This window comes from Streptomyces sp. NPDC005195, from assembly GCF_040608315.1.
Taxonomy (GTDB): Bacteria; Actinomycetota; Actinomycetes; order Streptomycetales; family Streptomycetaceae; genus Streptomyces; species Streptomyces kaempferi.
Genome location: NZ_JBEXHZ010000002.1, coordinates 1 through 20,695 on the forward strand (window position 1 = coordinate 1; position 20,695 = coordinate 20,695).

The 20,695-nt window shown below is 70.5% G+C and carries 21 protein-coding genes, 1 tRNA gene and 2 pseudogenes; 17 read left to right on the forward strand and 7 right to left on the reverse strand.

Going from position 1 to position 20,695, the window contains the following annotated elements:
• Window positions 1-288: 288 nt before the first annotated feature.
• From ABZV34_RS02570 to ABZV34_RS02600, 7 genes and pseudogenes are all read left to right on the forward strand, one after another.
• Window positions 289-591 (forward strand): hypothetical protein, encoded by a 303-nt coding sequence (locus ABZV34_RS02570; RefSeq protein ID WP_356270746.1) that lies wholly within the window; start codon window positions 289-291, stop codon window positions 589-591.
• A gap of 130 nt (window positions 592-721) precedes the next feature.
• Window positions 722-915: pseudogene (locus ABZV34_RS02575) on the forward strand (chaplin).
• 216 nt (window positions 916-1,131) lie between these two features.
• Entirely contained in the window at window positions 1,132-1,629 is a 498-nt protein-coding gene (locus tag ABZV34_RS02580; protein ID WP_356270748.1) for a DUF5949 family protein, read from the forward strand.
• Window positions 1,629-2,213 (forward strand): vitamin K epoxide reductase family protein, encoded by a 585-nt coding sequence (locus ABZV34_RS02585; protein WP_356270750.1) that lies wholly within the window; start codon window positions 1,629-1,631, stop codon window positions 2,211-2,213. Before ABZV34_RS02580 ends, ABZV34_RS02585 begins: the two co-directional genes overlap by 1 nt.
• 110 nt (window positions 2,214-2,323) lie before the next feature.
• Window positions 2,324-2,890, forward strand: a complete 567-nt coding sequence (locus tag ABZV34_RS02590) for a hypothetical protein (protein WP_356270752.1) — start codon at window positions 2,324-2,326, stop codon at window positions 2,888-2,890.
• A 70-nt stretch (window positions 2,891-2,960) separates the two neighbouring features.
• Window positions 2,961-3,389: a tyrosinase family oxidase copper chaperone gene (locus tag ABZV34_RS02595; protein WP_356270753.1), complete on the forward strand. Its 429-nt coding sequence runs from the start codon at window positions 2,961-2,963 to the stop codon at window positions 3,387-3,389.
• Window positions 3,373-4,239 carry a tyrosinase family protein gene (locus tag ABZV34_RS02600; protein ID WP_356270755.1) on the forward strand — a complete coding sequence of 289 codons (867 nt, stop codon included), beginning with the start codon at window positions 3,373-3,375 and terminating at the stop codon, window positions 4,237-4,239. Before ABZV34_RS02595 ends, ABZV34_RS02600 begins: the two co-directional genes overlap by 17 nt.
• A 100-nt stretch (window positions 4,240-4,339) precedes the next feature.
• On the opposite strand, the gene ABZV34_RS02605 is transcribed toward ABZV34_RS02600, so the two are convergent.
• Window positions 4,340-4,639 carry a chaplin gene (locus ABZV34_RS02605; RefSeq protein WP_356270757.1) on the reverse strand — a complete coding sequence of 100 codons (300 nt, stop codon included), beginning with the start codon at window positions 4,637-4,639 and terminating at the stop codon, window positions 4,340-4,342.
• Window positions 4,640-4,857: 218 nt separating this feature from the next.
• Here ABZV34_RS02605 and ABZV34_RS02610 point away from each other — a divergent pair, with 218 nt between their 5' ends.
• Window positions 4,858-5,475, forward strand: coding sequence for a DUF2087 domain-containing protein (locus ABZV34_RS02610; protein WP_356270759.1), 618 nt, complete (start codon window positions 4,858-4,860; stop codon window positions 5,473-5,475).
• Between the two features lie 150 nt (window positions 5,476-5,625).
• On the opposite strand, the gene ABZV34_RS02615 is transcribed toward ABZV34_RS02610, so the two are convergent.
• On the reverse strand, window positions 5,626-6,585 hold the full coding sequence (locus ABZV34_RS02615; RefSeq protein WP_356270760.1) for a D-2-hydroxyacid dehydrogenase family protein: 960 nt from the start codon (window positions 6,583-6,585) through the stop codon (window positions 5,626-5,628).
• A 131-nt stretch (window positions 6,586-6,716) separates the two neighbouring features.
• Here ABZV34_RS02615 and ABZV34_RS02620 point away from each other — a divergent pair, with 131 nt between their 5' ends.
• The 4 genes from ABZV34_RS02620 (at window position 6,717) to ABZV34_RS02635 (ending at window position 9,896) form a co-directional block, all read left to right on the forward strand.
• Window positions 6,717-7,319 carry a hypothetical protein gene (locus ABZV34_RS02620; RefSeq protein ID WP_356270762.1) on the forward strand — a complete coding sequence of 201 codons (603 nt, stop codon included), beginning with the start codon at window positions 6,717-6,719 and terminating at the stop codon, window positions 7,317-7,319.
• A 39-nt stretch (window positions 7,320-7,358) separates the two neighbouring features.
• The gene (locus ABZV34_RS02625; protein WP_356271228.1) at window positions 7,359-8,156 is read left to right on the forward strand and encodes a YcnI family protein; all 798 of its coding nucleotides are present in this window, start codon (window positions 7,359-7,361) and stop codon (window positions 8,154-8,156) included.
• Between the two features lie 308 nt (window positions 8,157-8,464).
• A complete protein-coding gene (locus tag ABZV34_RS02630; protein WP_356270764.1) occupies window positions 8,465-9,163 on the forward strand; it encodes a hypothetical protein in 699 nt (232 codons plus the stop codon).
• 118 nt (window positions 9,164-9,281) lie between these two features.
• Complete coding sequence (locus ABZV34_RS02635; RefSeq protein ID WP_356270765.1) at window positions 9,282-9,896, forward strand: sigma-70 family RNA polymerase sigma factor; 615 nt, start codon at window positions 9,282-9,284, stop codon at window positions 9,894-9,896.
• A gap of 242 nt (window positions 9,897-10,138) precedes the next feature.
• Here the strand turns inward: ABZV34_RS02635 and ABZV34_RS02640 are convergent, their stop codons facing one another.
• The 4 genes from ABZV34_RS02640 to ABZV34_RS02655 all read right to left on the reverse strand — a co-directional run bounded on the left by ABZV34_RS02640 (window position 10,139) and on the right by ABZV34_RS02655 (window position 16,496).
• Window positions 10,139-11,602, reverse strand: a complete 1,464-nt coding sequence (locus tag ABZV34_RS02640) for a Cys-Gln thioester bond-forming surface protein (RefSeq protein ID WP_356270767.1) — start codon at window positions 11,600-11,602, stop codon at window positions 10,139-10,141.
• A gap of 347 nt (window positions 11,603-11,949) precedes the next feature.
• On the reverse strand, window positions 11,950-12,417 hold the full coding sequence (locus ABZV34_RS02645; protein ID WP_356270769.1) for a single-stranded DNA-binding protein: 468 nt from the start codon (window positions 12,415-12,417) through the stop codon (window positions 11,950-11,952).
• A 264-nt stretch (window positions 12,418-12,681) separates the two neighbouring features.
• On the reverse strand, window positions 12,682-14,883 hold the full coding sequence (locus tag ABZV34_RS02650; RefSeq protein ID WP_356270771.1) for a YfjP family GTPase: 2,202 nt from the start codon (window positions 14,881-14,883) through the stop codon (window positions 12,682-12,684).
• A 5-nt stretch (window positions 14,884-14,888) separates the two neighbouring features.
• A complete protein-coding gene (locus tag ABZV34_RS02655; protein WP_356270773.1) occupies window positions 14,889-16,496 on the reverse strand; it encodes a dynamin family protein in 1,608 nt (535 codons plus the stop codon).
• Between the two features lie 310 nt (window positions 16,497-16,806).
• Between ABZV34_RS02655 and ABZV34_RS02660 the strand changes: the two genes are divergently transcribed.
• Window positions 16,807-16,879, forward strand: a tRNA-Arg gene (locus ABZV34_RS02660).
• 351 nt (window positions 16,880-17,230) lie between these two features.
• Here the strand turns inward: ABZV34_RS02660 and ABZV34_RS02665 are convergent.
• Window positions 17,231-17,365, reverse strand: coding sequence for a hypothetical protein (locus ABZV34_RS02665; protein WP_356270775.1), 135 nt, complete (start codon window positions 17,363-17,365; stop codon window positions 17,231-17,233).
• A gap of 626 nt (window positions 17,366-17,991) precedes the next feature.
• Here ABZV34_RS02665 and ABZV34_RS02670 point away from each other — a divergent pair.
• The 4 genes and pseudogenes from ABZV34_RS02670 to ABZV34_RS02685 all read left to right on the forward strand — a co-directional run bounded on the left by ABZV34_RS02670 (window position 17,992) and on the right by ABZV34_RS02685 (window position 20,335).
• Window positions 17,992-18,306 (forward strand): hypothetical protein, encoded by a 315-nt coding sequence (locus tag ABZV34_RS02670; RefSeq protein WP_356270777.1) that lies wholly within the window; start codon window positions 17,992-17,994, stop codon window positions 18,304-18,306.
• A 178-nt stretch (window positions 18,307-18,484) separates the two neighbouring features.
• Window positions 18,485-18,718: pseudogene (locus ABZV34_RS02675) on the forward strand (transposase); the annotation flags it as partial.
• 61 nt (window positions 18,719-18,779) lie between these two features.
• Window positions 18,780-19,652, forward strand: coding sequence for an IS3 family transposase (locus ABZV34_RS02680; protein ID WP_356270779.1), 873 nt, complete (start codon window positions 18,780-18,782; stop codon window positions 19,650-19,652).
• 137 nt (window positions 19,653-19,789) lie between these two features.
• Complete coding sequence (locus ABZV34_RS02685; protein ID WP_356270781.1) at window positions 19,790-20,335, forward strand: hypothetical protein; 546 nt, start codon at window positions 19,790-19,792, stop codon at window positions 20,333-20,335.
• Window positions 20,336-20,695 lie beyond the last annotated feature (360 nt).

Here is a 20,695-nt window from a genome sequence, read left to right on the forward strand (position 1 = left end):
GGGGTTCAGTCGTGGGCGCCTCCGTGGGCGGGGTGGGGGTGGTGTCCGGCCCGCCGCGGCAGGACCCGCAGTTCGCCCCCCACCCGCGGCCGCCACGACGGTTTTCTCGCGTCGGCGGTTTATCGGCGGCTCTTGTATGAGAATGCGATGCGCCGTTCCCGGGTGGGGTGTTCGGGTGGGGTGCGGGAATCTTCTGCACACGGGGTTTCCGTACCGTGCGGGGCTCGTTAGTCAGGGCGCAGTGAAAAACTCCCGCCGGTGACGCGAGTTGCCGAAGAAAGGAACACGATGAAGTCCCTGAAGGCCGCCGCTGTCGTCGCCGGGTCCATGGTCATCGCTGGTGCCGCCGCGCCCGCCTTTGCCGCCGGGGCCTCCGACCTCACGCCCACCAGCCTCAACGGCGCGCTGGAGACCGTCACCAGCCAGCGCTCGCTCAGCCTGAAGGACGTGCAGCCCCTGCAGCACCAGTCGGACACGCTCGACACCGAGAAAAAGGGCTCTGTCCTCAACTCCCTGAACGGCGCGACGAAGACGCTCAACTCGGCCGGCGGCCCCGCCCAGCTGCTCGGCGGACTTCCGCTCCAGAGCTGATCCATTCACTCGGCGCGCGTCCTTTCCGGAAGTCCTGCGGGCGTATCCCTGGACTGCGGCACATCGCCAAGGAAAAGGACGGACGATGAACACCGCCAAGAAAGTCGCTCTCCTGCTCGACGCCGCCGCGATGGCCACGGATACGGCGGCCGGCGGCGCCGTCGCCGACGCCGGGACGGAGAGCGCTGTAGTCGAGTCCCCGGTGTGGCCTCCGGCAACGTCATGCAGGACCCCGTGAATGTTCCGGTGAACCTCTGCGGCACCACGGCCGACGTCGTCGGCCCGCTGAACCCGGCGTTCGGGAACACCTGCGCCAACCAGTGACACCCCGCGCGCACGGCGGACGTCGCGCGTCCGAGGGCGGAGGCCGTCGGAATGGGGGAGGGCCGGCTCCGTGCCCCGCGGATCCGGCCCTTTCGAATGGAGCGGCTCCCGGTGTGTTCGAGGCGCGTCCCTCTTTCGTGTGGTCGCCCACCCGCTTGTCGCCCGGTCGAGTGAGAAAGCGTCAGGTCCGTTCGGGTGCGTCGATAAGGTTCCGCGGTGACCTCAACCTCAAGCGAAACGCGTCCTTTCCGGGCCGCCGATCTCGGCACGCTCGCCGTCATGGCTTTCAGTGGTGAAGCCCCTGACGGAGACATGCCTTATCTCCTCGCCTATTCCCTGGGCGACGGAGAGGGCGGCCCCGGCGCCTCCACGGTCGCCATCGAGGAACTGCTGCGCAACAACGGTCTGCCCATCGGCGACACGCTCCTCGACGGATCCCGGCAGCCGAGCCTGCCGCTCACCCTTCTCGTCGAGGCCGGCCAGGCCGTCGTCACCATGCCGTACCTCAACGCCCAGTGCGTCGTACCACCGGAGTGGCTCGCAGCGGTCGGTGAACGCGGCTACGCCTATTTCCTGTTCGCCACCCGGGCCTGGCCCGAGGCGGAGCCGGGCAGGCCCGTCGCCCCCGAGAGCCTGAGCGCGTTCGCGGGTGACGAGGAAACCCTGCTCAGCGCGGCGCACGTGCTATTGCCCGCGCGCAGCCTGCGCGGCTGATGCCCCGGACCGCGGGGGGCAGCCGTGCGCTCGCCCTGTTGCTGGTGATCACCGGTGCGGCCGGTCTGCTCGCCGCGTGGGTCATCACGATCGACAAGTTCAAGCTGCTGGAGAACCCGAACTTCGTGCCGGGGTGCAGCCTGAACCCGGTCGTCTCCTGCGGCAACATCATGAAGAGCGCGCAGGCCTCGGCCTTCGGGTTCCCCAACCCGATGCTGGGCCTGGTGGCGTACGGCATCGTGATCTGCGTCGGGGTCAGCCTGCTGGCGCGGGCCGCCTTCCCGCGCTGGTACTGGCTGACCTTCAACGCCGGCACCCTCTTCGGCGTCGGATTCTGCACCTGGCTGCAGTTCCAGTCGCTGTACCGCATCAACTCGCTGTGCCTGTGGTGCTCGCTGGCCTGGGTCGCCACGATCATCATGTTCTGGTACGTGACCTCATTCAACGTACGAAATGATTTCCTGCCCGCACCTCAATGGCTGAGGGGATTCCTGGGTGAATTCACCTGGGTCTTTCCCCTGCTGCACGTCGGCGTCATCGGCATGCTGATCCTGACCCGGTGGTGGGATTTCTGGACGAGCTGATCATTGAGGCCGCCGGGGGAATCCCGAGAGGAACGCGTCCGCGGGGTCCGTGGGGTCGTTACCCGGTACGGACCCGGATTCCCCGAATCCTGAAAGGGACCGTACCTGGGATGAAGCCGACCGCTCGAGGAACTCTCGCCGTCGTCGTGACCGGTGTCGGGGCAGTGATCGGCGCCGCCGCCGCGACCCCGGTCGTGGCCGCCCGGACGGTTCCTGTCCCCGCACCCCTGGACGGTGCGGAACGGGGCCTCAACCTGCCCGCGCCCGAGATCGCCGGGCAACCGCCGGTGCCCATGCCGGGCAGTCCCGAAGGGCCGCGGTACGTGGGGGGCCGGCTGCTCCCGGCCGGGGCCGTGCCACAACTGCCCGTCAGCGCCGGGCCGCCGGGGGCGGACGTACGGACGACCCTGCCGCACGTCCCCGGGAAGGGTTTCGGTCACCTCGGGCTCGACGCGTCCGCGGCCGACCTGGCGACCCCGCCCCCCGGACTCTCCCTGGACGCCCCGCTCACCGCGCCGAACCCCGAACACCTCGGCATGCCCGACCCGAAGCTCCTTCAGGACGCCGTCCTCACACCGCCGCCGAAGACGGCGCCGAAGACGGCGCCGGAGGCCGGCCTGGGCACGGGCATGGGCATGGGCATGGGCATGGGAACGGGAACGGGAACGGGAACGTAACCGCACCACGAGCCGTGGGCCGTGTGGATCACCGCCGCTTCATCCGACCGAATCCGCCGAGGAGAGAACCATGTCCGTCAGCAGCAGAGTGTCGAGCAGAGTGCCGGTGACCCGGAGGGGCGTGATGCACGGTCTGCTGGCGTCGGCGGCCGCCGCGGTGCTGGCCCCCGTCGTCACCGCGTCGTGGCCCCCGCACCTGCCCAGCCCCGACGACCTCTCGTTCGACGAGGTGTACCACGGCCGCCACATCCTGGGCGCCAGGACCGGAGCGGGCGGCCGTGCCGAGGCCGGCGGCGGTGAGTGGCAGGTCACCGTGGACGGCCGGCCGCTGCACCTGATGCGCCGCGCGGACGGCAGTTATCTGAGCATGGTGGACCACTACCAGTCGTATCCGACCGCGCTGGCGGCCGCGCGTGCGGCGGTCGACGAGCTGGGCCCCTCGGAGCAGCTTCGCGGCGTGGAGGCGGAGGGGAGCGGCCACCATGGCGTACACGCGTAGGAACGTCAGCGAACTGACGGGCGCGGAGCGTCGCCGGTTCGTCGCCGCGATGCTGGAGATCAAACGCCGGGGCGAGTACGACGATTTCGTGCGGATGCACATCGAGTACTACGTGGCGGACGGCGACCGGGGCCTGCGCTCGGCCCACATGGCGCCCTCCTTCCTGCCCTGGCACCGGCGGTTCCTGCTGGAGCTGGAGCGGGCGCTTCGCCGCGTGGACTCCGCGGTGAGCGTGCCCTACTGGGACTGGACGCGGGAGCGGAAGCCGTCCTCCGTGCCCTGGACCGCGGACCTGCTCGGAGGCAACGGGCGGCGCTCCGACCGCCAGGTCATGACCGGGCCCTTCGCCTACGCCCACGGGAAGTGGACGATCAAGGAGGGGGTGACCGACGGCGCCTACCTCACCCGCGACTTAGGGCGCCGGCAGAACCCGTTCGAGCTGCCCACGAAGCGTGAACTGGACTCGGCCCTCGCCGACCCCGTCTACGACACCGCCCCCTGGAACTCCACGTCCGCCAAGGGCTTCCGCAACAAGCTCGAAGGGTGGGGACGCGGGTCCGGCAGCGTGGCCTGGCGCAACCACAACCGGGTCCACCGCTGGGTCGGCGGCGTCATGCTCGGCGGCGCCTCGGTCAACGATCCCGTCTTCTGGCTGCACCACGCCTTCGTGGACCTCCAGTGGTCCCGCTGGCGGCAACGCCATCGCGGTGCCCGCTACCTGCCCGCCCGGCCGCCGGGCCCCGGCAACGACCAGCACGGACGGATCGTCGCCCGGCATGAGCGGATGCCTCCCTGGGACGTCACGCCGGACGAACTGGAGGACCACAGCCGGATCTACCGGTACGCGTAGCCCCCGCCGCTGTCCGCTCGCGTGGGAAGCGGCGTCGTCCCGGTCATGGCGAGGCCCCCGGCAGCACATGCTGCGGGGGCCTTCCTCGTCCGTACGACGGTCAGTTGCCGTAGCCGGAGTCGGAGCTGCTCGGGCCGGGGGTGCCCGTGATGGGGGAGCCGCCGAGGTTGGCGCAGGTGTTGCCGAAGGCCGGGTTCAGCAGACCGACGACGTTGATGGTGTTGCCGCAGAGGTTGACCGGCACGTTGACCGGGACCTGGATGACGTTGCCCGAAAGGACGCCGGGGGAGCCGATGGCCGCACCCTGGGCCCCCGCGTCCGCCATGGCAAGACCTGCCCCGCCGAGGACCACGGCGCCCGTGCCCAGAACGACACCGGTTGCCTTCGCGATGCGAGACATCACGTTTCTCCTTTGGATCGGTGAGCGCGGCTGCTCGAGCGCGACCGCACTCCCCCTTCAACGCGCCCGCCCACGGCCGGTCACGGCGTACGCCGGGGGATCTCCCGTCCCGCACCGGCCGCTCGCCGCCGAGACGTGCCCGGGCGGGCGTCGCGGGCAGGTGTCGCGGGCGGAAAATCACTACGGCCCGCACCGCGCCCTCAATTAGCCTGCCGGGCATGCCTACCGACTTGTCGACCTCTTCATCGACCAACCCGCCGGTCGATCCGCCGACCAACCCGCCGCTCGATCCGCCGATCGAGACGCCGGTCGACCCGTTGGCCGGGCTGTTCGCCGAGGAGACCCGGGTCCGCGCCTTCGCCGCTGTGGCCCTCGGCGCGGACACGCCCACGAAGGTCATGGAGCGGGCGGGACTCTCCCCGAGGGACGCGACCACGGCACTGCGCCGGCTCCTGAGCCAGGACGTCATCACCGACGACGGGGGACTGGCCGTCGCCTACGGCCACTTCAGGCAGTTCGCACGCGGCACACGGACGCCTGCGGAGACCCACGGCTCCGAGGACGAGCGGACCGAGGCCGTCCTGCGGACCTTCGTACGCGGCGGGCGCCTGGTCCGGCTGCCCGCCCAGTGGCAGCGCAAGCTGGTCGTACTCCGGCACATCGCCGAGCAGACCTTCGAACCGGGCGTCGAGTACCCCGAGCGGACCGTCAACGAGAAGCTGCGCGCCTGGTGCGAGGACGCGCCGGTCGACCATGTGACCCTGCGGCGTCACCTCGTGGACCTGCGCCATCTGACCCGGCAGAACGGCTTCTACTGGCGGCCGGCACAGGTCTGAACCGACGATTCAGGGGCTGGGGCTGGGGCTGGGGCTGGGGCTGGGGCTAGGGCAGTGGCAGTGGCAGGGTCTGGTCCAGGTCCGATCCTGTTTGGTCCGGTCCAGGTCCTGTTTGGTCCGGTCCGGTCCGATGCGGCCGCGGCTGCGGCCTCAGCCGAGGAGGCGCACGGGCCTGCCCGCGAGGAAGGCCCGGATGTCCTCGACCGCCCCGCCGTAGTACGTCTCGTAGTTGGCTCGCGACACATAGCCCAGATGGGGAGTGGCGAGAAGACGCGGCGCCGTGCGCATGGGGTGGTCGGCGGGAAGGGGCTCGACTTCGAACACGTCCACACCGGCCCCCGCGATCCGCCCCTCGCGCAGGGCCATGAGCAGCGCGTCCTGGTCGACGATCGCCGCGCGCGAGGTGTTGACGAGATAGGCGGTCGGTTTGAGGAGGGCCAGTTCGGCGGCGCCCACCAGGCCGCGGGTGCTCTCCCCCAGTGCGAGGTGCACGGAGACGAAGTCGCTGCCCGCGAGCAACTCCTCCTTCGAGTCCACCCGTTCCACCCCGACCTCCGTGGCGCGCTCCTCCGTGAGGTTCCGGCTCCACGCGCCGACCCGCATCCCGAACGCGAGGCCCACCCGCGCCACCCTGCCGCCGATCTTCCCGAGCCCGAGCAGACCCAGCCGGCGTCCGTGCAGATCGGCGCCCACGGTGCTCTGCCAGGAGCCGCCCGCCCGCAACGCGCCGTTCTCCTCGACGAGCCCCCGCGCGAGACCCAGCAGCAGCGCCCACGTCAGCTCGACCGGGGGCGTCGAGGAACTCGGAGTGCCGCACACGGTCACCCCGTGCGCCTCGGCGGCCGCGTAGTCGATCACCGTGTTGCGCATCCCGGAGGCGATCAGCAGCTTCAAGCGGGGCAGCCGGGCCAGCAACGAGGCGGGGAAGGGCACCCGCTCGCGCAGGGTCACGACGATGTCGAAGTCCGCGAGCGCGGCGGCCAGCGCGTCCTCGTCGGCGAGGTGTTCGCGGAACCCGGCCACCTCGACGTCGTCCGCGACCGGCGACCAGTCGACGATCTCGGTCGCCACTCCCTGGTAGTCGTCGAGCACAGCGCAGCGAAGTCGCATGTCAGGTCCCTCCCAGGCTCGACCGGAGCCTAGCCGAGAGGCGTTCGGAGGCCACCGCGGAGCCCCCGCGGGAGGTGACTGAAGGGGAAGCCACGACGGCCGTTCGCTCCCCGTGGCAGTATCTGGGCTTCATGAGTGCGTCCCCAGAGGTACGGAGCCTGCGCGCGGCGGTGTTCGCCGTGCTGTGCGTGCTGCTGGCCGCGGGCGGTCACGGGCTCGCTTCGGGGGAGGCACCGCCGCTGTGGGCGGACGGCGCCGGATTCCTCGCCGTGTTCGCGGCCGGTTGTCTGCTGAGCGGGCGCGAACGCTCACTCCTCGGGATCGGCGGCGCGATGCTGGCCACCCAGGCCGGACTGCACTTCGCCTTCGAGGCGGCCCGGCCGCGGATGACGATGGACATGCAAGGCATGTCCATGGGGCACCCGCATGCGCACGCCATGACCCTGCACGCCATGACTCCGCACGCCACGGCGGCCCATGTGGCGGCCGCAGTGCTGGCGACCTGGTGGCTGCGGTGCGGTGAAGCGGCGTTCTGGTGCCTGCTGCGCCATGCCGTCGCCCTGGTGCCAGGGCTCGCCGCCTGGTTGCGGGTGCGGACGGGACCGCCGGCCGGCCCGGTCCGGCCGGACGTCGTCTGCCCGAACGCCGCCGCGCCCGGGCCGCTTCGGCAGGTACTGCTGCGGCACGCGGTCTCACGCCGGGGACCACCGCCACGGCTGTCGTACGCGCCCTGACCGCAATCCCACCAGTACGGAGTTCCGCCGATGTCCCCGATGTCCCCGATGCGCACCACCCTGCGCCGCGCCGGCCTCGTCACCGCCCTCACCGCGGCCGGGATCCTGACCGCCGCCGGTGCCGCCTCCGCGCATGTGACCGTCCACCCCGAGAGCTACGCCAAGGGAGCCACGGACGGTGTCCTGACCTTCCGCGTGCCCAACGAGGAGGACACCGCCAGCACCACGAAGGTGCAGGTCTTCCTCCCGACGGACCACCCGGTCCTCGGAGTGCTCGTCACCCCCCAGGGTGGCTGGACGGCGAAGGTGACGACCACGAAGCTCAAGACCCCCGTCAAGACCGACGACGGCACCATCACCGAGGCCGTCTCGGAGATCACCTGGACCGGCGGCCGGATCCGGCACGGCCAGTACCAGGACTTCGACGTCGCTTTCGGGCAACTTCCCGACGACGCGGGTCAGTTGGCGTTCAAGACGTTGCAGACGTACTCGGACGGCAACGTCGCCCGCTGGATCGAGGAGACGCAGAAGGGCGGGGAGGAGCCGGAGAACCCGGCACCGGTACTCGCCCTCACCGCCAAGGCGGCGGGGGACAGCGGTTCCGACGCGGACTCCGGTGCGGGCTCGACCGCGGATTCGGGGTCGAGTTCGGACTCGGGTTCGGGCTCTGACACGTCGTCGGCGTCGAGCTCGGCTCCGGCCTCCGCGACCGGGAGTTCGGCGTCGAGCAGTGACTCCACGGCGCGAGGCCTGGGCATCGCCGGGCTGGTCGTGGGCGTCCTCGGCCTGGGCGCGGCGGCGTTCGCCCTCGTACGCGGCCGCAACACCGGTTCGTAACTCGGCGAGCGGACAGTCCTCGCCCCGTCGGCCGCCGAGGATCACACAGTGGCGCGCCCAGGATCGCAGGGGTCCGCTCGGGGTACAGAGGCCCGCTCAGGGGCACGAGACCGTCCGGTACCACCGGCATCACCGGGGGCGGCCCGTGCCGGAGGGACGGTCCTGGACTGCTGAGGTCCGTCCAGGTCCGTCCCCCCGGCACGGGCCGCCCCCGCATGAGTGGAGCCTGGCCCGGGGATGAGCGGGGCGTACGAAATTTCCGTACCTCTCCGTGACGACCGGCACCCGGATGCGAGGATGAGGCCGCCATGACAGCTGGGTGGTGTTCGCGCACGGTACGGGCAGCGGTGTTCGCCGCCGTCTGTGTGCTGCTCGCCGCCCTGGGACACATGATGATGTCCGGCGGCGAGGTGCCTCCGCTGGTCCTCGGTGCCTCGGTCGTGGTGATCGGCGTCACGGGGTGGGGCCTGGCCGGCCGGGAGCGGGGTCTGCCCCTGATCGTCACCACGGTGATGGTCACTCAGGCGGCACTCCACTCGGCGTTCTCGCTCGCCCAGGCGTCGGCATTCGCCGCCCACACGACGAGCACCCCGGGAATGGGCTCCATGTCCATGGGCTTCAGGTCCACTGGCGCCATGTCCATGGGTGCGATGCCCATGGGGCCCGCTCACATGGACTCCATGAACATGGGGGTCATGGGGGTCATGGACCACATGGGTGACGGGGAGGGCGGCGCCTCCTCGCTCGGCATGTTCGCCGCCCACCTGGTGGCCGCCCTGCTCTGCGGCCTCTGGCTCGCGCACGGAGAGCGCGCCGCCTTCCGTATCCTGCGGGCCCTCGCGGCCCGGCTGGCCGCCCCACTGCGGTTGCTCCTCGCGCTGCCCGCCCCGGTGGGCCGTCCGGGCCCGCGCCTGTGCCGTCATCGCCCGGCGCGCGCTCCGCGTCTGCTCCTTCTCGTCCACGCGATCACTTCTCGGGGCCCGCCCGCCGGGACCGCTGTCGTCTGACGACAGCCGGTATCCCGGGGCGACCATCGTGCGTCCCGGGCCCGGCCGCGCTTTCGTGCGCGGCCGTCTCCCTCACCGGACCCCCGGCCCATCTGCGTGTCAGGGGGCCGGATCCCGGATGACCCGAGAAGGACACCAGGTGACGACTCCTGCCCTGCCCACCTCACGTGACGCCTCGTTGACGGCCTGGGCGATGGCCGCCCGCGGCGGCGACCCCGAAGCGGTGGACCATTTCGTCCGCGCCCTCCACCGAGACGTACGCCGCTACGTCGCCTATCTCGGCGCGGACCCACAGACCGCGGACGACCTGGCCCAGGACACCTTCCTGCGCGCCCTCGGCAGCCTGCACCGTTTCGAGGGCCGCTCCTCGGCCCGCGCCTGGCTGCTGGCCATCGCGCGCCGTGCCGTGATCGACAGCTTCCGGAGCGCGGCCACGCGGCCCCGGCCCGCCGACCTCGACGACTGGCGACTCGCCGTCGAACGCGCCCAGCCGCGTGGCCTGCCGGGCTTCGACGAAGGCGTCGCGCTCGACGACCTGCTCGCCGGACTGTCCGAGGAGCGCCGGGAGGCCTTCGTGCTGACACAACTCCTCGGGCTGCCCTACGCGGAGGCGGCCCTGGTGAGCGACTGCCCGGTCGGCACGGTCCGCTCACGCGTGGCTCGTGCCCGTACCTCGCTCATCGCCTCGCTGTCGGACGCCGAGCGCTGCGGGCTGGTCGACGCGGCGGCCTGACGGGGGCGGTCTGCCGTGAGAGGTGGCTGGGCCCTGACGGGTGCGGTCTTCGGAGAGGTGGAGGGGTCCCGACAGAGCCGCCTGCCGTGTGCGAGCGACGGCATGGAGGCCGGAGAGGGACGTGGCCCCGGACGCCTGGAGGGCGGGCCGGGGCCGCGGGGGTCACGAGGGCACGGTGCTCGCGGTCACTCGCTGTTGAGTTGCCAAGGTGCAGTGCCGCTCAGTGCCTGTCCGCCGCCTGTTCAGTCCCGCGTCGGCGTGTTCTCCCGGCGGAGGAGCAACATGATCCCGCCACCCACGACGACCAGGGTGATGGCGGTGCCCGCGATGATCGGGGTCGCGGTGGAGCCGCCTGTCTCGGCGAGGTCGGTACCCCCGGTGGAGGTGGCGTCCAACGCGGCCGGACTGGGCTCACCGACCGTCTGGGTCGTGACGTCGCTCGCGCTGCCCTGCGTCTTGCAGTCGAACATGCCGGTGAACCGCTTCTCGAAGCCGTTCGCGCCCGTGACCGCGAAGGCGTATGCCTGGTCCTCCCGCAGTGGGACCGTCACCGTCAGGGACTCGCCGGCCGCGACAGTGTGCTCGCCATCCATCAGCTCGAAGGTGAACGGCGCGTCGCCCGCGTTGGCCGCCGTGACGTCCACACCGCCCTCGGCGCAGTTCTTCTCGGCGGAGAGCGCGGGTATCGCGCCCTCCGCGGCCCAGGTGGCCGTCGCCGTCGCGGAGACCGTCGACTCGCTGGAGCCGGCCAGGATCTGCGTCTGGCTGCGGGTCTGCGAGGCGAAGGCCCGGCCGACCGGCACGGTTGTCGACGCCTGCACGGACAGGGCCGCCGAGCCGTCCGCGCCGTCCGCGCCGTCCTTCGACACATCGAAGTAGAGCCGGCTGCCGTTGGCCGCGGAGGTGATCGGCCTGCCGTCCTTGTCGACGACCTTCACGCCGCTCGCGAAGGCGTCCGCGGGCGGTGTCACCGTCACGCTGTCCGCGTCGGTGTGCACCGTGATCGGGCCCACCTTCTCGCCGGCGTGACCGGCGATCGCGGGAGGATCGAGGGTCAGTGAGGCCTTGGGCTCCGGCACGCTCCGCGCGCTCTTCTGCAGATAGTCCGCGAGCTTCTCCGCCCGCGGGTTCACCGCGTCCACGTCGGCACCGTCCGAGTACCGCCAGATGGCCACCTGTGTGCCGGCCGCGGCGTCCTGCTCGGTGAGGCCGCTCGCGCCGGCCTTCCCGGCCAGTGCCGCCAGGTCGTTCACCTGCGGGTAGGAGTGCTGCAGGATCCAGCGGATGCGGCCCGCGTCCTTGTTGCCGTTCAACGACGTGCCGCTCCAGGACGTCTCCTGGTACTTGGCGTCCCGCTGGGTCGGGTTGTGGAGGTCGATGCAGTAGGTCTGCAGCATGCCGCCGTTGTCGACGGACATCTCGAACAGACCCGCCGACACCTGCTGGTCCTGGCCGTTGTCGTGGATCACCGCGGACCCGTACGTCTTCAGACCGGTGATGGTCGCGGTCGCGCCGCCCTGACTCTGCGGGACCTCGTCCGCGACGGCCGTACCCGCGGTGACCATCGCTCCGGCGGCGACGAGTCCTGACACCACCGTCGCGGCGAGGAGGCGGCCGGCCCCTCGCCTGCGCGCCGCCGCCGTGGACGCCGCGGAGAGCGGAGAGAACGCACAGAACGCGGAGAGCGCGGAGAGCGCAGAAAACACAGAATTCCCCTTCGAGCAGGACCCGTTGACATGGGGGATGGTCCCGCCAGCAGAATCAGAAGCCCCGTGAGCTATGCCCGGCATCCTAAGGACGCGGCGCACCACGCTCCCCGGGCATTCCATCCGATAACCGATCCGAATCGGAATCGTTATCGGTCAGCAAGGCTGTGAGCTGCGCCTATCGACAAATCCATGACGGTGCCGGAGAGGCACTCCATGACGAAGTCTCATGTATATGTCGATAAGCCGCAGTTCGGCCGGACCGTCCGGTGACCGGGATGCGCACGGCGGCGGCACCGTCGCCGCGTCCGCTGTCCGGACGCGCACGCGACCGTCCCGATCCGGTCTCAGGTCACCCCCGCCGGTACCGCCTGCCGAGGGGAAGCGGCCTCGGACGGACTGCCGGGCCCCGTCTCCCAGTTGGGCTCGGGCCGAGGGGCGGGCGATGTGTCACCTTCCTTGTGCGGGCGCCGGAAGGCCGACGTGCCGCGGGAGAGGTCGTGGCCGATCGCCACCGCGTCGATGTCCGCCGACGTCCAGCTCTGCCCCTCGCGCACCTCGGTGCGTACCTTCAGCCTGCCCTGCACGATGACGGGATCACCCACCGACAAGGACGCCCCCACGTTGGTGGCGAGCGCTCGATTGGCCCACACGGTGAAGAAGTTGGTGTGGCCGTCCGTCCACGTGTTCTTCTCGCGGTCCCAGTACCGCGCGGTCACCGCGAGGCGGAACCTCGCCGAAGCTCCGTTCGCCAGATCTCGGTACACCGGCTGTGTCGCCACGTTGCCCACCGCGCAGACCATCGTCTCGTTCATGCCCGGACCTCTCTCCCGTACGGCTGTGTCTGTCCCGGCGATCGCATGCGCTGCGATCGCCGCGAATCCAGACTGCCTTCGCCGGGCCGAGCCCGCTGGACGCTGTGCACCGCCCGAGGATTGTGGACAACCGCGTCACCCGTGGGAGTGCGGCGTGTTCGGTCGCGGTGGCGTCCCCAGTCCACCGGCGGTCTCTGTTCACCGACCGGCCCGGACAAGCGACCTGCTCCGGCCGGCCGGCCACGGGCGAGCAGCCGGCTCCGGCTAACCGACCGTCGCCCCCGTGACCCGTCCGAACTGCTCCCGTACCTCCCGGTACCGCAGCAACTCCGCGGCCACCGGATCCAGGACCCGCGCCCGCCCGCACCCGGCGGCGGCCTCGCGCAATCGTCGTTCCGCGTCGAGTCCGTACCGTCGGGCCGGCCCGCGTGCCGCCAGTCTGCTGCTCCATTCGACGAACGGACCGCCGATGATGCCCGCCACCATCAGCAGCACCGGGACCCAGAGGTTCGGCGCCATGAACCCGATGATCTGACCCAGCAGCCACAGCCCGCCCACGATCTGAAGGATCGTCATCGACGCCTGGGCGAGAACGGCGACCGGCCACCAGCCCGGCCGCGGCGGCCGTCCCGCCGGAGTCGTGGCACGTGTCGCCATCTCGTCCAGAGCTTCCGGCAGCCCCTGCGCACCGCGTACGGCCGCCTCACGCACCGCCATGGCCCAGGGCGCGGGGAGACCATGGGCCGCCCGGTCCGCCACCGTACGGACGGCCTGCTCGACGCGCTGGCGGGCCGTGGCCTCCTCGTCGGTGGGCACCCGCAGTGCGTGCCGTCCGGTCGGCGGGTCGCGCCGGTCCTGGCACCAGTGCCACAGCCGCAGCCAGGGGGTGCCGCAGGCGCGGTTGGCGTTGCGGCGCCACGCGCGCTCGGCCGCCTGGCCGGCCGCGGTGGCACCCACCGAGTCCGCCAGCCGGTCCGAGAACTCGTCGCGCGCCTCCTCGCTGAGCCCCGTGTGCCGGCCGGTCGCGTACACCGGCCGCAGCCGAGTGGCGGCCGCGTCGAGATCGGCCGCAATGCGCCGTGCGGCGGCGCCGCGCTCGGCCACGAACTGCCCGAGTGCCTCCCGCAGTTCTCCGATGCCGTCCCCGGTGAGCGCGGACAGCGCGAGCACGGTCGCGCCCGGTTCGCCGTACTCGCCCAGCGCGATCCCGTCCTCGTCGAGCAGCCTGCGCAGGTCGTCGAGGACCTGGTCGGCGGCCTCGCCGGGCAGCCGGTCCACTTGGTTGAGGACCACGAAGGAGACCTCCGCGTGTCCCGCCATGGGCCGTAGATAGCGTTCATGAAGCATGGCGTCCGCGTACTTCTCGGGATCCACGACCCAGATGACCGCGTCGACGAGTGCCAGGATGCGGTCCACGTGTTCGCGGTGCTGGACGGCGGCGGAGTCGTGGTCAGGCAGGTCGACCAGGACGAGACCGTGCAACTGGGCCTCCGCCTCCGGGCTCTGCAGAGGGCGCCTGCGCAGCCGCCCCGGGATGCCGAGCCGGTCGATGAGCGTCGCCGCGCCGTCGCTCCAACTGCACGCGATGGGTGCCGCGGTGGTCGGCCTGCGGACACCGGTCTCGGAGATGGTCACCCCGGCCAGCGCGTTGAAGAGCTGCGACTTGCCGCTGCCGGTGGCTCCGGCGATGGCGACGACGGTGTGCTGCCCGGAGAGCTTGCGCCGCGCGGCCGCCTCGTCGAGAACCCTGCCCGCCTCGGCGAGCGTCCTGCCGTCGAGACGGGCGCGTGACAGCCCGACCAGCTCCCGGAGCGCGTCGAGGCGCGAGCGCAGGGGGCCGTCGTACGCGAGAGGGGGCGGGGGGGCCTGTGCGGCGGTCCTGTTCTCCGGTGCCGGGGTTTCCTGGCCGCTGGGAGCGTCGGACGCGCGGCGGGCGATCAGCCCGTCGTCCCAGACGGACTCGGGTTCGCTACGGACGGGGGTGCCGTCGCCCTTCACGCGCGCGTGCGCGGCTTCGTCCTGCACGCGCGTGTGTGCCGGGTCGGGCTCCGGGTGTGTGTGGTCGGCGTGGTGAGGGGTGTCCAGGGCACGGTTCTCGGCGGCCTCGGCGGCCTCACGGGTCTCACGGGTTTCATGAGCCTCGCCGGTCTTGTACGGCTCATGGGTTCCGTGGCCCCCGTGGTCCTTGTGGCCGTGCCGGGACGACCCAGGCGCGGGATCCCTGGCCGCGATCACCTCGCCGGTGCCCGCTGCCCCCTGGGTGGAGGTGTCCTGGGCAGCGGCGTCTCGCTCGGACACGCCGTGGTCCGACATGCCGTGGTCCGACACGCCGTCTTCGGAGGGCCTGTCTCCGGTGCGGTCGATGTGGTCGGCGCGATCAGTCTGTTCGGCATGATCTGAGCGATCTGAGCGATCTGAGCGATCTGTGTGATCCGAGTGGTCCGTGTGGTCTGTGACGGCGGTCATCGCGGTCACCTCTCCTTCTGCATTACGGACAGCGCGGCGATGAGTTCGGACTGGGGCTCCGGATGGACGTCGAGGGCGTCGAGCGGGGCCAGGCGCCGTTCGCGCTCGGTGTGCAGCGTCTGGTCGAGGTACTCCGTGAGGAGGTTTCCGCCCCGTTCGCACAGTCGCAGGGCACCCTGTGCGCCGATCCGGTCGGCGAGCTGCTCACCCGCGGTCTGCGCCCGCTGCCCGCCCAGGAGCGTGGTGGCGACCAGCGCGGCGACGGTCTCGGCGTCCGGGGCCGCGCTCTTGTCGAGGTGACCGACCTCTTCCTCGGCGTACTCCTCCAGGACCCGCCGCCACCGTCGTACGGCGACCCCGATCCGATGCTCGGGGCTTTCCAGGGCCGGATCACGGTCCGTCAGCTCGGGCACCCGCGCGGCCGGTTCGTGTCGCCACGCCTCGTCCACCCGTTCGTCGGCGGCCGTGACGGTGCACAGCATCAGGGCGGCAAGACTCTCGACGAGCGAGTCGAGCAGTTCGCCGGCGGTGCAGTCCAGCGGATAGGCGCGCCACCGCTTGAGCGCGTCCCCGGCGAGCACGGCACCGGCCTGCAAACGCCCCTGCACGCGCGCGTGCTCCCTGTCGTACGCACCGTCGACGGCCGCGGTGAGCCGCAGCGCGGCGGCGTACTGTGCCGCGGCCGCGCTCGCCAGTTCCGGCATCCGGACCTTCAGGGAGTCGAGGACCCCATGCGCGGTACGGGCCATCGCCTGGCGTCTGGCGCCGGGATCCTGCGTCTGGTGCACGAGCCACGTACGCAACGGCGCGACGGCGGAGGCGGGCAGCAGGCCGCCGCCCCACGCCGACTCGGGCAGCTCGGGCACCGTGAATCGGGGCACCTCGCCGAGCCCGGCCTTGGTCAGCAGCGCGCCGTACTGCCGCGAGACCTCGGACACCACCTGGTGGGGCACCCGGTCGAGGACGGTGACCAGGGTCGCCCTGTGCTCCTTGGCGGTGCGCAACAGGTGCCAGGGCACGGCATCGGCGTATCGCGCGGCTGTGGTCACCATGACCCAGATGTCGGCCGCGCTGATCAGTTCCGCGGCGAGTACGCGGTTGTCGGCGACCAGGGAGTCGACGTCGGGGGCGTCGAGCAGGGCGAGACCGCGGGGGAGGGTGTCGACGGTCTCGACCCGCAGCACCCGTTCGCCTCGCTCGACGGGTGTGGCCAGGTCGTCGCCGGGCTCCTGGTGGGGCAACCACACACGTGTGAGGTCGGGCAGCACCCGCATTCCGCTGAACCAGTGATGGTCCTCCGGATGGCACACCAGTACCGGCGTACGGGTCGTCGGCCGGAGCACCCCGGCCTCGCTGACCCGGCGTCCCACGAGGGAGTTGACCAGGGTGGATTTACCCGCGCCGGTGGATCCACCGATCACGGCCAGAAGTGGCGCTTCGGGGTCTCTCAACCGGGGCACCAGATAGTCGTTGAGCTGTGCGAGCAGTTCGTCGCGGTTGGCACGCGCGCGTGGAGCCCCCGCCAGGGGCAGCGGGAAGCGTGCGGCGGCGACACGGTCGCGCAGGGCGGAGAGTGCGTCGAGCAGCTGGGGCCGTACGTCCAAGGTCACCACATGCGAAGAATGCCCAATTTTGGAGGCTTTCTGAAGCATATGGCCACGCCTGCGCGCCGACAGGACACATCGGGGTGGAAGGGGCGACTGGGGTACAGGCATAACGAGTGCACAACACCCGGGGCGCCGGGCGCCAAAAGCGGTGCATGATTCGTACCTGCCTGCGATTATCAGGACCGCTTCACTGAACCTCCACATCGAGCCACGGAGGCGAAGCGCCAGGGACAAGGACCCGGGAGCCCTATCCTTGTCCCCGACAAGGTCACGGATCGGCCCACACCCGGGCACTGCACACCGGCCACCACACCCGGCCCCCGTAGCTCAGTGGATAGAGCAGGCGCCTTCTAAGCGCTTGGCCGCAGGTTCGAGTCCTGCCGGGGGCGCAAGTCTCCGCCCTCCCCTTTGGGAGGGCTTTTTGCAGGTCAGGGCAAGTTTCCCTCGGACCGACGAAGCCCCGAACACCTCCCCGATGATCAAGGGGAAGGTCCGGGGCCGTCCGGCTGTCACCGGGTTTTCGCGGGTGGCTGTGTCGGATACGTGTCGAATTTTTGGGCGGCCGGCCTCAGCCCGCGTCGGGCGGCTCGGGGAGATCTCCCGCGGCTTCGAGGCGCGCCGTTTCAGGTCGGGAAGCTGCCCGTCGACGCATCGGGCGTAGGTCGCCAGGAACGTCGTCACGCCGGGACGCTGTTGCCGGCTCAGTCCGTCACCTGGGCGGGCGGGATCCCGTCGTTGAGTCACTTGGTCAGGCGCGTGTGCCGGTTGTCGTAGACCCGCTGTCCCGTGGGCGTCTCGAAGGCGTGTGGGGGCAGGACGGCCATACGCGCGCTGCGCCATGTCATGACGGACAGCGCCTCATCCCAGCGGGACAAAACCTTCTCTCCTTCATCAAGCCCCGGCTGCGCTCCGCTCCGCCGGGCGCGCTCCCGGCTCCGCTCCGCGCAACGCTCCTGCCTTCGGCCCGCTCTGCGCGGGCTGCGCCGACGCGCGCCCACATGTGGATAGGGCCAGTGGCCATGAGTCGAGCACCGCGGAGCGCGGCTCAGAGTCAAGACGATGCCTCCGGCGGGGGATCGGCCGGCACCGGTTTCCCGGCCGCAGGCGCATCGTGGCGTGCGTGGTGGGCTCCCATCCCGTCCACCGTCGGCCCAGGCGGAGCCGAGCAGACGCGGCCCATGGCGTCCAGGTCGTTCGTACAGTGGGGCGCTCCACCTGGACGCGATGAACCACGCGCGCTCCACGGTGTGTGGGTCGACGGCGGACGGGAGGGGAGCTGGGGTGGGTGGTGGGAAGGGTGGCAGGGAACAGGCTTGGCCGCGATCACTCGGTCCCGAGCCGTTCCGCTGGTCGAGCTGTGACTGGACACGATCATCGGATTGAATACTGTTCGGAACTGCCGTCACGCTGGGGGGAACATGACATGCCCGTCACCAAGCTTCTGAGACCCGCCCTCGTCGCCACTCTCCTGGCCTCAGTCACTGGCTGTGGAGCGTCATCCGTGTCGGACGTCTCGGCGAGTACCACGACTAGCTCGGGGGCCGCCGAGACGCGTCGTTCGGCAGACCCCAAGCCCGTCGCCGCCACCATGCCCGATGTCATCGGCGGCAACGCCGGGCGCGCGTACGAGCAGATGAGCTCCGAACTCGACATGACCTTCAAAGACGCGAGCGGACAGGACCGTTCGGTGGACGACCCAGCCGCGTGGAAGATCTGCAACTCCCAGCCGGGCCCGAACCAGCAGATCACCGAATTCCCGGTGATCTTCGAAGTGGTGGAAGTTTCGGAGAGCTGCGAGGGCGCGACGCCGAAGTGATGTGTTCCTGACGGCTCCGACATCACGCCATGGTCTTCCAAGTCATGCCCAACGGCGAAGCTCCCCTTGTTAAGACCGAGTGCGGCGACTGACACCAGTAGTTGACTGGGCTTGATCCGCTTTGACGGACATCCGAGGTCAGGGGTTCAGCCCCGGGAGGATGTCCATCATGGAGAGCATGGGGAAGAAGAAGCCTCGCCCTCGTCGCTCGTTCACGCCGGAGTTCAAGGCGGAGATCGTAGGGCTGTGCCGACGCGGTGACCGCTCGGTCGGCCAGATCGCCAAGGACTTCGATCTGACCGAGACCGCGGTGCGTGACTGGGTGAAACAGGCCGAGGTCGATGCCGGCGAGCGGGATGGCCTGACCAGCGGCGAACGCGAGGAACTGGCGGCTCTGCGGCGGGAGAACGCCGTCTGCGTGAGGACGTCGACCTCCTCAAGCGTGCGACGGCTTTTTTCGCGAAGGAGACCCGGTGACGGTGCACCCGTTCATCGAGGCGGAGAAGCGTGCAGGTCACAGCGTCCCACGAGCGTGTGAGCTTCTGAAGGTCTCCCGGACCGCCTTCTACGCCCGCCGCACCGGCACGCCCGGCCCGCGGGCGGTCCGTGACGCCGAGCTGACGGAACAGATCGCCGACGTCCATACGAGATCGCGGGGAACCTATGGCGTCCCGCGTATCCATGCCGTGCTCAAGCGGGCAGGCGCCGGATGCGGCCGCCGACGTGTCGCACGGCTGATGCGGGCTGCCCGCCTGCAAGGCCGACATCGCAGACGACGGCACCTGACGACGATCCCCGATCCACGAGCTGCCCTGCGGCCCGACCTCGTGGTCCGGGACTTCCAGCCCGACCCCAACGGGCTGAATACCCGCTGGTGCGGCGACATCACCTATATCGCCACGGATGAGGGCTGGCTCTACCTGGCCACCGTCATCGACATCGCCTCACGATGCGTGGTCGGCTGGGCAACGGCCGACCACCTGCGAACCGATCTGGTCGCCGATGCCCTCACAGCCGCCTTCCGCAAGCGCCGTTCCACCCGGCCGGTGATCTTTCACTCGGACCGCGGCTGTCAATACACCAGCCGCCAATTCGCCCTGCTGGCAGACCAGTTGGGGGTGCGTCTGTCGGTCGGGCGCACCGGACAGTGCTGGGACAACGCATTCGCCGAGTCGTTTTTCGCCACCATCAAGAGGGAACTGCTCGGTGCCGTCTCCTGGGCCAGCCGGGCCACCGCCCGCACCGCGATCTGCGACTTCATCGAGGGCTGGTACAACTTGCACCGTCTGCACAGCAGCCTCGGCTATCGCAGCCCCGCCGAATACGAGACCGCACTCGCAGCCTGACCACCACACCGATGGTGTCCGTCAAAGCGGAACAAGCTCAAGAGCTGGATGGCTGGCGGCCGGTGCTGAAGGGATGCGAAAGTACGGCGATCAGCGGCAGCGCGTCCCGTGCCGCGAGGGCGGCCGGAAGGGGCGGGATGAACAGCGATGCGGGGTCCCGGCGGCGCGTGAGGGGCTGGGGCGTCTTCGCTGCGGCGGCCGTCGCGGCAGGAGTACTGCTGGTCAGGTGGCTCGTGCCCGATCCGTGGCTGACCATCCAGGATTTCGCCCAAGGGCCTGATGCAGGGGCACCGTCGTGTTCCTGGCCCGTCCACCTCGAAAAAGCCAACCCGGATCAGGCCGGACTCATCCGCTGCTATCTGCGTGCGATCGCCCACCACAGTACGAGCGAGCTCCGTACAGCGGTCCGAGCCCGGGACGATGACGGCCCGACCGGGTTCTCCGCGGCCGACTTCGCCCATACACAGGACGTGACCAGCGGAACTGCGAAAGTAACCGTCGTGGACAATGACGTCGACAGCGCCGACGCCACCGTAGCGATCCGCTACGCGGACGGCGTACGGCAGGAGCTGGACATCCACCTGGCGAACCCGTCGTCGACGGACTCTTGGCGGTTCTGGGACGTCGGCACGTACCCGAGCGATCCGAACGAGCAGCCTGGTGTGAGCGTTTCAGCGCCGTAGTAGTCGTGCCGGGTACTCGGTTGCGGTCAGTCGTAAAGCAGCGAAGTACAGCAACCGCCGTGACCGCATATGACCGGTGCCCTCCGCAGCGAACCGCTCGACCAGCCCGGCAGATCTCAGCGACCGAGCAGCCAATAGTTCGCATCGAGAAGGTCACCAGCGCAGGTCCCGGTGCCACTCTCGTGCCAGAACGAGCGGGCACTCAGAGGGAATCAGGGTGCACAGGGGGACGCGCGGCCCAATCTGCCCAAGGCAGTGAACCCGCAGATCAGGCCTGTGACCACCTCATTCTCTCCTAAAGCGGTGTTACACCTCCGGGGCGTCTGCTTAGTAGTTAGTGTCAGACCTTTGGCCTCGATC